We start from the raw sequence: 12,671 nt of genomic DNA, 5'->3' as shown, positions 1-12,671 counted from the left end.
CCAAGGATACTTGGAGCATAGCTCCTGGGAAAGTAGGTCATCGCCAGGTAACAAACGAAAGAACTATCTCTAACGAGGTAGTTCTTTCTGTGTTTAGTCATACTGTATATAATGAGGCATCGAAGTACGGGGTCCACTGGTTCGGGATCCACACTGCAAGAGAATGAGTTATAAGTCGCAGTGTGGCGAAAAGCTCATCCGCCTTTCGGATAGCACAGGTAACAAGCAACAGACTATCTATAACGAGATAGTCCGTTTGTGTAATTCCAGGAAATTAAGCTCGAAAGAAGCACCGGGTTTCACCGCGCGCCAACAAGGGCGCATCGTGAGGTGGGGAGGAATGAAAGGTAAGCTATTCTTTTAGAGGGCCTTGGAAGGCACAGGTGACCTGTGTTGTCTAAGGCCGATGTTTAAAGGATTGACGGCAAGGAAAGGAGCACAGACAAAAGGGATGCCTTCATTTAAGGCAACCCTTTTGCTTGTTTACTAGATTCAACTATCATTTGTAGTTATGTCATAACTGCATGTTATAAACTGGACGATTTCAGCTGGTCGGGGTGTTTCTCTTTTTCATGTAGACTTGCGTCATATCCAAAACGGAACTTTTGGTCACAATAGGAACAATGTACGAATTTCCCATCTGGTGCAGGGACTGGCATGATATCCACCTCCTTGCATGCGATTTTAACCAAATGTGATCGTTTTTATACTTAATTATTACCATTAGTTTTATTCTGTTTTACATAACACTTTGGCAATTCCCTCATAGAATATGGATGAGGTGAGGAAGATGTGGCGTAGACGGATAAGGATGTTCAATTCAGAATTAGAGTGGATGAAACGCGATATGATACGACGTTGGCACTTGGATACTCCTACAGGTGTAATGGGTATACTACTATTGATTTCAGCCCTATTACTTTTTGTAGTTATAGGAGGAGGATTTGCTTATATTTTTCGCTCATTTGTTCCATGGGTATCTGGATCGCGTGTTGGAGAGGTTTACTGGTATTCACTTGGTTTTGGCATAAAAGCAAGTTTTCTATTTTTATTATTTATAGGCTCTTTAATTATGTTCTTTTTACTTAAGCTAAATGAACGGCGCAGATAATGCAGATAATATTGTTCAAACCATACTGATAGATTATTTAAAGGCTTAACTATAAAATTATTATATGCCTATTTAAAAGATATAGGTATAATATTACATGTACCATTTTACCCTATAGAACCTTGACTAAGTTAGGGTATTGGCTTGCCTGGCTATAATTTGAGCGTATTTAAAAATAGGTCTTTAAGAAAAGTCAGTTGCTCATTGATAAATCTTATCTCAGACACAGTTCTAAGTATAGAGGTAAGAAAATAGAAGTTAAGTACAAGCTAAAGATGGACAACTGTCTATAATTGTCGTAGATATCTTCTTGCATAGGGGTCATTCCTATGTTAAAATTTTATGGGTTAAGAAAGGGGTTGAATCTGTGGATTTTCTATCAGGAATTACGGGTACGCAGATATTTAATGTCATCATGCTGCCGATTCAAATTATTATCATCTTTTTAACCTTCTATTACTTTATTCTTTCAATGTTTGGACTTTACAGGAAACCAGAGGTTAAGATACATACGCCCGAGAAGAGCTTCGCAATAGTCGTTGCCGCCCATAATGAGGAGGCTGTTATTGGGCCGTTGATAGAAAATTTACTCCAACTTGATTATCCAAAGAAGTTATACGATATCTTTGTTGTAGCAGATAATTGTACAGATAAGACATCCTTAATTGCAAAAAACGCTGGTGCTATTGTTCACCGTCGCTTTAATACTGAAAAGCGAGGCAAGGGGTATGCCTTAGAGTGGATGTTCTATCGTCTATTTAAGATGGAGCGACAGTATGATGCAATAATCATCTTTGATGCAGATAACCTCGTTAAAGAGAATTTCCTATTTGAAATGAATAGCAAGCTTTGCCAAGGTCATAAAATTGTTCAATGCTATTTAGATTCTAAAAATCCATTTGATACTTGGGTAACAAATACATTTTCCATTGCATTTTGGGTAACTAATCGAATGTTGCAGCTTGCAAGGTTTAACACGGGTCGTCTCTCGAATGTGCTGGGTGGGACAGGTATGTGCATTTCCACAGATGTTTTAAAAGAATTTGGTTGGGGAGCAACTTCCTTAACGGAAGATCTCGAATTTAGCATGAAAGCCCTGTCTTATGGAATTAAAACGACGTGGGCACATGATGCTGTGGTCTATGATGAAAAACCATTGACCTTTATCCAAGCTTGGCATCAACGGAAACGATGGGCGCAGGGGCAGGTTGACGTAGCGGGACGATATTTTTTTCCCTTAATTATTAAAGGTATAAGAGAAAAGAAAATTATGTACTTTGATGCCGCTATTCACCTCTTTCAGCCTGCATTAGTAATGATTGCTACTTTTTTTATGTTGACGAATCTTATAGATGCCTTCCAACCTCAATACACCCATGTATTTACATTAGTAATGCCATGGACGGGGTGGCAGATATTATCTGCTTTTCAGTATCTTTACCCAGTAGCGGCATTGGCACTTGACCGTTTACCTTGGCGTGCCTATGTAGGGCTTATTCTATATCCGATTTTCATATATAGTTGGATTCCAATCGTGTTTTTAGGCTTCATAAATCGTAAAGATAAGCAATGGTCACATACTAAGCATACTCGCTCACTCAGTATCGAAGAAGTTATCGTAAAACAAAAGAAAATATCCTCGAACTAATATTAGTTCGAGGATATTCTTCTTATTTATATTAGTTTGAGTTGTTAAACGAGCAACTATCTTAGTCACATAATATTTCTAGTCAGGAAAATTATGTGACTGGAAGTTTTCCAGATACCAGATTTATCTTGTTAGAAATGTAACGGTAAAAAATTGTAGTGGTATTTGGAAGGTTGCTATTAATTTATATGTGTAAATATAAAAAAAGGCTTTGACACATTGCTTATTTTTGTGTATACTGATAATCGTCAGTTCTCGGGTGATTGGGTGATTAGCTCAGTTGGTAGAGCGCCTGCCTTACAAGCAGGATGTCGGCGGTTCGAGCCCGTCATCGCCCACCAGACTGGATATTCGAAGTTGATTACGAGGTTTGAAAATCCTCGGAAAAGACTTTGAAAATATAGGGATTATGTTCGAAGATTCAAATATCGAATATTGTACCTTGATCATGAGTAAGGCCCCGTGGTGTAGTGGTTAACATGCCTGCCTGTCACGCAGGAGATCGTCGGTTCAAGTCCGATCGGGGTCGCCATTTTTGAATCACAGTTCGTGATTTCATGGTCCTGAGATCAGGCAATGAACTTCGAACAACCAGCATCAATTATGCCTCGGTAGCTCAGTCGGTAGAGCAGAGGACTGAAAATCCTCGTGTCGGCGGTTCGATTCCGTCCTGAGGCACCATAATGCGGGTGTAACTCAGTGGTAGAGTGTCACCTTGCCAAGGTGAAAGTCGCGAGTCCGAATCTCGTCACCCGCTCCAAAATCTCTGGCGGCATAGCCAAGTGGTAAGGCAGAGGTCTGCAAAACCTCTATTCCTCAGTTCAAATCTGAGTGCCGCCTCCAATTCATTAGCCGATGTGGCGTAACTGGCAGACGCACGGGACTTAAAATCCCGCGGACTTAACATCCGTACCGGTTCGATTCCGGTCATCGGCACCATATGGGTTTGTAGCTCAGCTGGTTAGAGTACCGCGTTGACATCGCGGGGGTCGGAGGTTCGAGTCCTCTCAAACCCACCATATGAATTTAAGGTTATCTTTTGTAATAGACCTGTCTGTCAACAAAAGAGCTGTTCATTACTCATTGATTTAGGTCAATGGGTAATTTTATTTTACTTGGCCATCCATAGCCCGCGCCTTAGCGTCAGCCAAGTATTCTTTATAGCAAAATTGCCTCTGCACTTAAGACTATATAACAAACAAGTTCTAGTCCGTTAGTGAGATGAATTGGAATACCAGTGGTGATCTTGAATGATATCATGCATGAATCTCTAATGACCATAATGTTAGGGAAAGGTGGTGGTTTTTATGCATTTACTTTCGCAGGACAAGGCGCCGATTTACGAAGCGCTACTAAAATATAAATCTATGCGGGTTGTGCCGTTTGACGTACCGGGACATAAGCAGGGCAAGGGAAACCCGGAGCTTACAGAATTTCTGGGTGAGAAATGCCTTTCAGTGGATGTTAATTCCATGAAACCGCTAGATAACCTTGTCCACCCAGTTTCCGTTATCAAGGAGGCAGAGGAATTAGCTGCTGATGCTTTTGGTGCTCATCATGCCTTCTTTATGGTCAACGGTGCCACCTCGGGTGTTCAGGCAATGATTATGAGCGTTTGCAAACAGGGCGATAAAATTATTATGCCGCGAAATGTCCACAGAAGTGCCATTAACGCACTTATCATCAGTGGTGCAATCCCCGCTTATGTTAATCCGGGTGTTAATAAAGAGTTGGGGATACCCTTAGGTATGTCCATTGACGATGTAAAAAAAGCCATTGCGGAAAATCCGGATGCCAAAGCAATTTTTATTAATAATCCAACTTATTATGGTATTTGCTCTGATTTAAAGACCATTACAGAACTTGCTCATCGGCATAATATGTATGTCCTTGTAGACGAGGCGCATGGATCACACTTCTACTTTGGGGCTAACATGCCGATCAGTGCGATGGCAGCGGGAGCAGATATGTCTGCAGTAAGCATGCATAAAACAGGCGGATCCCTTACGCAAAGTTCATTTTTATTGAAAGGTGATCGTCTTAGCACTGGTCATGTGCGGCAAACGATTAACCTGACTCAGACCACCAGCGGCTCATACCTTCTGCTGTCTTCTCTGGATATCTCTAGACGAAATCTAGCTCTGGGAGGAAAAGGCATCTTTGAAAAAGCCTCTGCCCTTGCAAACTATGCGCGGGAGGAAATTAATAAAATTGGCGGTTACTACGCTTTTTCTACAGAACTGATTAATGGAGATTCGGTGTATGATTTTGACCATACAAAGCTCTCTGTCCATACCAGAGAAATAGGGCTGGCAGGAATTGAGGTTTATGATATTCTTCGAGATGAGTATGGAATACAGATCGAGTTAGGTGATATCGGCAACATTTTGGCAATCATTTCTGTTGGGGATCGTGCACAGGCCTTGGAACGTCTTGTCTCTTCTCTCTCCGAAATAAAAAGACTATATATAAGAGATAAATCGGGAATGCTTGATCATGAGTATATCAATCCAGAGGTTGTGATGGCGCCGCAGAAAGCATTCTATTCCGACCAACATTCCATCCCCATCAAAGACAGTACAGGGTATATAAGCGGAGAGTTTGTTATGTGTTATCCGCCGGGGATTCCTATTTTGGCACCGGGAGAACGCATAACAGAAGAAATCATTGACTATATCGCTTATGCCAAGGCTAAAGGGAGCTCCTTAACAGGTACAGAGGATATGTCCATTGAGAACATCAGAGTACTGGAGGAATAACAATGGAATTATGGTACACAGAACAACACACAGACAATGTTCGCTTTTCCATCAAGGTGGATAAGCCCCTCTATACAGACCAGAGTGAATTTCAAAGAATTGACGTCTTCCACTCCAAGGAATTTGGCAATTTTTTTACGCTTGACGGCTTGATGATGGTTACCGAAAAAGATGAATTTATCTATCATGATATGATTGTGCATGTACCTATGGCGACCAACCCCGAGATTAAGAATGTTTTGGTCATTGGTGCAGGGGACGGCGGAACAGTGAGAGAGCTGACGCGTTACAGTACCATTGAAAAAATTGACATGGTAGAAATAGACAAAATGGTTGTAGACGTTTGCAGAGAATATTTTCCCCAGACTGCTTGTAAGTTTGATGATCCAAGAGTACAGCTTTATTTTGAGGACGGACTAAAATTTGTTCGGTCCAAGGAAAATACGTATGATTTGATTATCGTTGATTCTACGGATCCTTTTGGTCCAGGGGAAGGGCTGTTTACAAAAGAGTTCTATGGAAACTGTTATAAAGCTTTAAAAGAAGATGGAATTCTCGTCAACCAGCATGAAAGTCCCTATTATCAGGAATATGCTAAATCTATGCAAAGAGCTCATAAGCGTATTCGAGAACTTTTCCCAGTTTGCAGGGTTTATCAGGCTCACATTCCTAGTTATCCGTCAGGTCATTGGTTATTTGGCTTTGCGTCAAAAACATATGATCCATTGAGCGATATAGATGATAAGGCTTGGAACAGTCTTGGACTCAAAACAAAGTATTATAACACTGAAATTCATAAAGGATGTTTTGCTCTGCCTAACTACGTATTAGAATTACTAGTCAATGCAGGAGAATAAAATGGAGTTTCATATAGCCCATCCTCATAATAATAAAGCTTCCCTTAGAGGGAGGCTTTATTATTTCTCTCGTTAATGCATGATATAAGAATGAAATATTGCATTTCTGGAAATATTAAGGAATGTCCGAAGGCATTTTTAAAATTAAAAGTGCTTAGAGATTGGCCCAACCGAAATATGGCTTAAAGAAGGTCATATACTCTACTATGGAGGGGTGCCAGTGGAACATTCCGTGCAATTAGGGACGCAATATTATCGGGAGAGTATCTGTGCACGTTTACGAGAACTGCGCGACCAAGAAGAACTCCCCTTTCAAATCATAGAACATCAGCAGGGGAAGCGCTGGATCATTCAGTGTCAGTTTCAAGATTCTTCGTTGGAAGCGATGGAAAATGAGGGTATGGTCCAAAAAATCCATCGTTATTATTTAGCAAATGCCTTAGCTGAAACAGTTTTGCTTCATTGGGAAAAAGACCATGTGGCAGAGATGCTTAAGAAAAGGCAATACTTAAAGCAAGAGAATTGGCAAATGTTGCTTAACAAGGCTTTGGATTATTTGAATAAAGGTTTAGGGCAAGTTCGAGGACATGGTGTTAACCGCAAGACAAGCTTGGTTACACAAATATTGAGTTGTTTGGACCATAGTGCTGTTTTTGACATTGAAGGGTTTTTAAGGTTTCGTGCCCAAGAGTATAAGAACGAAGTGAATAAGGCAGTAGAATTCGCCATTGATGAGTATGTTGTTGAAAAGGAATACTTAGAGTTTATTGAACTGTTAAAACATTTTGTAGATAGTCAAAAACCAAGACTGGAGTATTTGCACGTTGGGATGACACCTCAGGGGAAGTTTCATCTTTATAACAAGGACGGAGTTAAAGTCACCCATCAGTTTCTTGAGGATTACCAACTCGACAACGTCAATGAGCTAGGGTATGAAGATTTATTGGTGAGTGCATTAATTGCTGTTGCACCCCGCGAGATTACTTTACATATTCGTTACGAAGGGTTTAAAGACACTCTAGAAACGATTAGGAAGGTTTTTGGGAATCGCGTACATGATTGCGCAGGGTGTTCCTTATGTGAAAAGTTTTGACAGATAAGAGAGTTCTTTGTTATAATAAACAAGTTCCTTGCTATTATGTGAAATAAGGAATCGTATTAATGTGTTAGACTTATTATTTAGCACACATAAATTATAAATCGTTGAAAGGGAGAGTATTCTGAACTTCTATCGTGTAAGAGAGAGAATGCCAAAGGCTGAGAGCATTTCTCACGAAAGTACAGGAGAAAACCACCCTTGAGTGTTGGGCTGAAATGAGTAAGCTCAGCCGTTCCCCGCGTTAAGGGAGATCGAGTGTAAGGTTTTATCGAGCCTTTCAATTGGGTGGAACCACGGGAGTAACTCTCGTCCCTACTAGGGACGAGAGTTTTTTATTTTAAAGTCAGAAAGTATAAACTTGCGTTATATACTTTCCAAGCATAGGTGCAACTAAGGCTAGCGCTAGCCAAAGAAGGCCGAGTGTTCCTGTAGCCAGGACGGCGAGAAGGGACCGCTGGCCAAGGATGGCCGAGTGTCCCTGTAGCCAAGGACGGCGAGAAGGGACCGCCGGCACCTATGGCTTGGCGATATCCAAGTTTTCTAACAGATAAGATAAGGAGTGATTTTGATGATTCAGGTTACTTTAAAAGACGGCTCAATACGAGAGGTTGAACCAGGTACGACTATCGCCGAACTTGCAGCCTCCATCTCAAGGGGATTGGCCAAGGTAGCTGTAGCAGGGAAAGTTAATGATAAGATGAAGGATCTTTCCTGTCCGCTTACTGAGGATTCGGCGGTGGAGATCGTAACCATAGATAGTGATGAAGGGTTAGACGTCTTAAGGCACTCCACGGCACACTTGATGGCTCAAGCTGTAGGCAATCTGTTTCCGGGGACAAAATTCGGTATCGGCCCCTCAATTGCTAAGGGATATTACTATGACTTTGACTCTGAACATGTCTTTACTCCTGATGATTTAGCAAGCATAGAGAAAGAAATGAATCGCCTTGTCAAAGAAAAGCATGATTTTAAGCGCAGGGAGGTCTCTCGAACTGAGGCCTTGAGCCATTTTGGTGAACTGGGCGAAAAATACAAGGTTGAACTCATCGAGGGTCTTCCTGATGACGCCACAATTTCTATGTACACTCAAGGGAGCTTCACAGACCTTTGTGCAGGACCGCATCTGCCTTCAACGGCGAACATTAAGGCATTTAAACTTATGAACCTGGCAGGTGCCTATTGGCGTGGCAGTGAGAAGAATAAAATGCTCCAACGTATCTACGGAACGGCTTTTGCAAAACCAGCAGATTTGGAAGATCATCTGTTTAAATTAGAAGAAGCAAAACGGCGTGATCATCGTAAGCTCGGTCTGGAACTTGATCTTTTTAGCTTACATGATGAGGGCCCTGGGTTCCCATTTTTCCATCCTAAAGGCATGATTTTGCGTAACGCCCTAGAAGACTTCTGGAGACAGGAACATCGCAGACGCGGATATCAAGAGATTAAAACTCCAATTATTTTGAATCGTTCAATGTGGGAACAATCCGGTCACTGGGATCATTATAAAGAGAACATGTATTTTACCCAAATCGATGATCAAGATTATGCAGTAAAACCGATGAACTGTCCAGGTGGCATGATTATGTATAAGACAAAAATGCGAAGCTACCGAGACCTGCCCCTTCGAGTAGGAGAACTGGGACTCGTGCACCGTCATGAACTTTCGGGTGCTCTCCATGGATTACTCCGGGTTAGAAACTTTACTCAGGATGATGCACACATCTTCATGCTCCCTTCACAAATTAAGGAAGAGCTTATTGCAGTTATTGAGCTAGTCGATTATTTCTATAAAGTCTTTGGCTTTGAATACCATGTCGAATTGTCTACGCGTCCTGAAGATTCTATGGGCTCGGATGAGGATTGGGAAACAGCGACTAAGTCCCTTCAAGAGGCTTTAGAAGAGAAAGGTATAGATTACAAGGTTAACCCAGGCGATGGGGCTTTCTACGGTCCTAAGATTGACTTTCATGTCCAGGATTGCCTGGACCGGACTTGGCAGTGTGGGACGATTCAACTCGATTTTCAAATGCCCGAGAAATTTGACTTGTCCTACATCGGAGAAGACGGTCAAAAGCATCGTCCAGTCATGATTCACAGGGTTGTGTATGGAAGCATTGAGCGGTTTATTGCTCTCTTAACAGAACACTATGCGGGAGCTTTTCCTGTTTGGCTGGCACCGATCCAGGTACGTATCCTGCCGATCAGTGAGCGGCATCATGAGTATGCTAAATCCCTTGCTTCGCGCCTCAACGAACTTGAGATAAGAGTGGAAACAGACGAGCGCAAAGAAAAGATTAGTTATAAGATTCGAGAAGCTCAAACTGAAAAGATTCCATTTACGTTGGTCGTCGGGGATCAGGAAGCCGAGTCTAATATGGCTGCAGTCCGAAGGTACGGACAGGGGGATGCTGGAGAAAAAATGACGATCGATGCTTTTATTGAGCTCGTCCAAGAAGAGATTAAGAGTAAGAAAATGCTGAAAGCCAATTTCAAAGAAGAATAATCGAATTTTAACTGTAGCTCAATATGTTGAGCTAAGATAACAGCAGTGGGCTAGGAAGATAAAAGAATGTCAAGGTTTGGAATTGACAAGAGAATAGTTTTGAGGTAAGATATTTGATGTCAAGCAGAAGCCATCCGCTTCTCACCTTACGGCGCTCGTCGATAAGGTATCTTCTGGTCCTGAGCTTAGTGTTTGCTCGTGATTGTTTAGAAGACGGGTGGTAAATCATCCGTCTTTTTGTTTTTGAATTTGATAAAATTTTTAGGAGGTGGTTTCTTATTAGCAAGGACTTAAGACTTAATGACGAAATCCGGGTTCGGGATGTTCGTCTCGTTGGTGAAGAAGGCGAACAACTTGGGATCATGGCGACTAGAGACGCACTGAACTTGGCAATCGAGAAATCGTTAGACCTTGTAGAGATTGCGCCGACGGCTAAGCCGCCGGTATGCAAACTGATGGACTACGGCAAGTACAAGTACGAACAAGCTAAACGAGACAAAGAAGCTCGCAAAAAGCAAAAAAGCATGGAAATTAAAGAAGTCAAACTGCGTCCGAATATTGAGGATCATGACTTCGAGACCAAAGCTCGCAACGCCCAACGCTTTCTGCAGGATGGGGATAAAGTAAAGGTCACGATCATGTTCCGCGGACGGGAAGTGACTCACCCTGAGCTTGGCAGAGCTTTATGTATCCGACTGGCTGAGTTTTGCAAAGCAGAGTCTACAGTAGAGCGTGAACCAAAACTTGAAGGTCGAAATATGATTATGATTTTAGCTTCAATTAAACACGACTAATAGCAAAAGGGGGATAAAACTAAATGCCAAAGATGAAAACACACCGTGGCGCTGCAAAGCGTTTTAAGAAAACAGGAACGGGCAAAATTGTCCGTATGCATGCATTTACAAGTCATATTTTGGAGAAGAAGTCACCCAAAAGAAAAAGAAATCTACGTAAATCAACGATTATGCATAAAAGCGATGCAAAACGAATTGCCAGTATAATCGCTTATCTATAAAACTTGAGGTAAAAGGAGGTCTTCATAATGGCTCGTGTAAAAAAAGGCGTAACCAAGCATAAACGCCACAAAAAGATATTGAAGTTAGCAAAAGGATATCGTGGGGGAAAAAGCAAGCTCTATCGCCCGGCGAATGAACAAGTCCTTAAGTCTTTAGCTTATTCCTATGCCCACAGAAAAGACAATAAAGGCAACTTCCGCAAGCTTTGGATTGCAAGAATTAACGCAGCTGCCCGAATGAATGGCATGTCTTACAGCCGTATGATGAACGGTTTAAAAATGGCTGGAGTTACAGTCAATCGGAAAATGTTAGCAGAAATCGCAATTAGTGATGCTGCAGCGTTTACAGAAATCGTTAATGTCGCCAAAGTGCAAATCAAAGGATAATTAGGGAGGGTGCAAATGCATCCTCTTTCTTTATATGAGGCTGGGTCCGGTGCATAGTTGCTGCTAAGCGGAGGCCGAAGACTTGGCGTAGTCAGTTTCACTACCCTTGGAGGTGGTTAGGATAATAGAGTCCTTACAAAACGAGCAGGTCAAATATGTAGTCTCTTTACAAAGGCGCAAAGCCCGTGAAGAGGCCCAATTGTTTATAATTGAGGGATGGCGATTCGTTGAAGAGGGCGTTCTCAGAAATGCGCCAATCAAAAAGGTATTTATTTGCTTAGAGCGTGAGCCGTCAGAATGGCAGCCTCTGCTTGCAAAGCTACGTGAGCGAAGCATCCCTTTTGAGGAGGTGGATGCTCGAGTTCTTCGTAAAATGAGTTCAACAGAAGAGCCTCAAGGAATAATGGCTGTGGTACGTCAAACAAACTATACTTGGACGGATTTACATATTGATTCAAAATCAGTCGTGCTTATTTTGGATGGAATTCAAGATCCAGGCAATCTAGGGACTATTCTGCGCACCGCGTTGGCTTCCGGAGTTCGCTATGTGTGCTTGACCCCAGGAACTGTCGATTTATATAATCCTAAAGTGTTACGCAGTACCATGGGGGCTGTCTTTTCCTTAGTCATCCTGCATAGTCAACAGCCAGAGGATATTTTGGACTTTTGTCAGAGACAGGAATTACGGGTTTTGATGGGGGACATTCAAGGGGTTCCTGTTTACCAGACAAAACTATCGGAGGGCCCCCTTGCCCTTGTTGTTGGAAACGAGGGCAAGGGCCCATCTCTATCATTTCGAGATGGGGATATCCAACGGGTTACGATTCCGATGGCCCGAGAAGTAGAATCCCTTAACGTAGCGATGGCCACAGGGATCTTGCTTTATGAGATTGTCCGCCAAAGGGGTTTCTTGTAAAATATACAACGAATATGCTATAATTTTCTTTGTTAACATACCAGAACGTATTCATAGTTAGTAAAAGCGATGATCAGGTTAAAAAGGAGTATTTCTTCTCAGGGAGGCATGGCCTAAGACTGTGAGCCAGCTAAGAAGGTATCCACCTCCTCACTCATGTTTGAAGAGGTTAAATTTCGCCTGGGAGTGGCCCGCTGATTTGTAGGCAGGCCCGGTCTCCACCGTTAACAGGGACTTAAGTGTGGCTAAATCAGCTAAACTAGGGTGGTACCGCGAGAATAGACTCTCGTCCCTTTCAAGGGGCGGGAGTTTTTTATTCTTTTCCCTGATGAACAGGAATTTTTGAGGTTAGAGTGCGGGGCAAGACTCAACAGGA

At 42.2% G+C, this 12,671-nt stretch carries 10 protein-coding genes, 7 tRNA genes and 2 other annotated features; all 17 genes read left to right on the top strand.

Annotation, left to right across the window (positions count from 1 at the left end; genetic code table 11):
* The first annotated feature begins 811 nt into the window (after positions 1-811).
* The 17 genes from LJE72_RS23605 (at position 812) to LJE72_RS23525 (ending at position 12,295) form a co-directional block, all read left to right on the top strand.
* A complete protein-coding gene (locus LJE72_RS23605) occupies positions 812-1,111 on the top strand; it encodes a hypothetical protein (RefSeq protein WP_396391813.1) in 300 nt (99 codons plus the stop codon).
* Between the two features lie 367 nt (positions 1,112-1,478).
* A complete protein-coding gene (locus LJE72_RS23600) occupies positions 1,479-2,759 on the top strand; it encodes a glycosyltransferase family 2 protein (protein ID WP_229250412.1) in 1,281 nt (426 codons plus the stop codon).
* Positions 2,760-3,024: 265 nt separating this feature from the next.
* Positions 3,025-3,100, top strand: a tRNA-Val gene (locus LJE72_RS23595).
* Between the two features lie 115 nt (positions 3,101-3,215).
* A tRNA-Asp gene (locus LJE72_RS23590) sits at positions 3,216-3,291 on the top strand.
* Positions 3,292-3,364: 73 nt separating this feature from the next.
* Positions 3,365-3,440 (top strand) — tRNA-Phe (locus LJE72_RS23585).
* A 4-nt stretch (positions 3,441-3,444) separates the two neighbouring features.
* Positions 3,445-3,519: transfer RNA gene (locus LJE72_RS23580), tRNA-Gly, on the top strand.
* A gap of 8 nt (positions 3,520-3,527) precedes the next feature.
* Positions 3,528-3,602, top strand: a tRNA-Cys gene (locus LJE72_RS23575).
* Positions 3,603-3,610: 8 nt separating this feature from the next.
* Positions 3,611-3,698, top strand: a tRNA-Leu gene (locus LJE72_RS23570).
* 3 nt (positions 3,699-3,701) lie between these two features.
* Positions 3,702-3,778, top strand: a tRNA-Val gene (locus LJE72_RS23565).
* 288 nt (positions 3,779-4,066) lie between these two features.
* Positions 4,067-5,518 (top strand): aminotransferase class I/II-fold pyridoxal phosphate-dependent enzyme, encoded by a 1,452-nt coding sequence (locus LJE72_RS23560; protein ID WP_229250410.1) that lies wholly within the window; start codon positions 4,067-4,069, stop codon positions 5,516-5,518.
* 2 nt (positions 5,519-5,520) lie between these two features.
* Positions 5,521-6,375: a polyamine aminopropyltransferase gene (gene speE, locus LJE72_RS23555; protein ID WP_229250409.1), complete on the top strand. Its 855-nt coding sequence runs from the start codon at positions 5,521-5,523 to the stop codon at positions 6,373-6,375.
* 220 nt (positions 6,376-6,595) lie between these two features.
* A complete protein-coding gene (ytxC, locus tag LJE72_RS23550) occupies positions 6,596-7,468 on the top strand; it encodes a putative sporulation protein YtxC (protein WP_229250408.1) in 873 nt (290 codons plus the stop codon).
* 101 nt (positions 7,469-7,569) lie between these two features.
* Positions 7,570-7,791: a binding site (T-box leader), on the top strand.
* A gap of 251 nt (positions 7,792-8,042) precedes the next feature.
* Positions 8,043-9,977, top strand: a complete 1,935-nt coding sequence (gene thrS / locus LJE72_RS23545) for a threonine--tRNA ligase (protein WP_229250407.1) — start codon at positions 8,043-8,045, stop codon at positions 9,975-9,977.
* Positions 9,978-10,092: 115 nt separating this feature from the next.
* Positions 10,093-10,224: a sequence feature (ribosomal protein L20 leader region), on the top strand.
* Between the two features lie 31 nt (positions 10,225-10,255).
* The gene (infC, locus tag LJE72_RS23540; protein WP_229250417.1) at positions 10,256-10,771 is read left to right on the top strand and encodes a translation initiation factor IF-3; all 516 of its coding nucleotides are present in this window, start codon (positions 10,256-10,258) and stop codon (positions 10,769-10,771) included.
* 23 nt (positions 10,772-10,794) lie between these two features.
* A complete protein-coding gene (gene rpmI, locus LJE72_RS23535; protein ID WP_073033279.1) occupies positions 10,795-10,992 on the top strand; it encodes a 50S ribosomal protein L35 in 198 nt (65 codons plus the stop codon).
* A 27-nt stretch (positions 10,993-11,019) separates the two neighbouring features.
* Positions 11,020-11,379: a 50S ribosomal protein L20 gene (gene rplT / locus LJE72_RS23530; protein ID WP_229250406.1), complete on the top strand. Its 360-nt coding sequence runs from the start codon at positions 11,020-11,022 to the stop codon at positions 11,377-11,379.
* Positions 11,380-11,500: 121 nt separating this feature from the next.
* Complete coding sequence (locus tag LJE72_RS23525; protein ID WP_229250416.1) at positions 11,501-12,295, top strand: TrmH family RNA methyltransferase; 795 nt, start codon at positions 11,501-11,503, stop codon at positions 12,293-12,295.
* Positions 12,296-12,671 lie beyond the last annotated feature (376 nt).

Origin of the sequence: Desulfosporosinus shakirovi (assembly GCF_020595055.1) — a bacterium.
Classification (GTDB): Bacteria; Bacillota; Desulfitobacteriia; order Desulfitobacteriales; family Desulfitobacteriaceae; genus Desulfosporosinus; species Desulfosporosinus shakirovi.
Note: the sequence above shows the minus strand (reverse complement) of the source record. Positions and strands in the feature narration are given on the sequence as shown.

What these genes read in the sequence shown, in the direction of transcription:
- rpmI (WP_073033279.1), top strand. Translation starts at nt 10,795, where the DNA reads ATGCCAAAGATGAAAACACACCGTGGCGCTGCAAAGCGTTTTAAGAAA.
- rplT (WP_229250406.1), top strand. Translation starts at nt 11,020, where the DNA reads ATGGCTCGTGTAAAAAAAGGCGTAACCAAGCATAAACGCCACAAAAAG.
- LJE72_RS23560 (WP_229250410.1), top strand. Translation starts at nt 4,067, where the DNA reads ATGCATTTACTTTCGCAGGACAAGGCGCCGATTTACGAAGCGCTACTA.
- speE (WP_229250409.1), top strand. Translation starts at nt 5,521, where the DNA reads ATGGAATTATGGTACACAGAACAACACACAGACAATGTTCGCTTTTCC.
- thrS (WP_229250407.1), top strand. Translation starts at nt 8,043, where the DNA reads ATGATTCAGGTTACTTTAAAAGACGGCTCAATACGAGAGGTTGAACCA.
- LJE72_RS23605 (WP_396391813.1), top strand. Translation starts at nt 812, where the DNA reads ATGTTCAATTCAGAATTAGAGTGGATGAAACGCGATATGATACGACGT.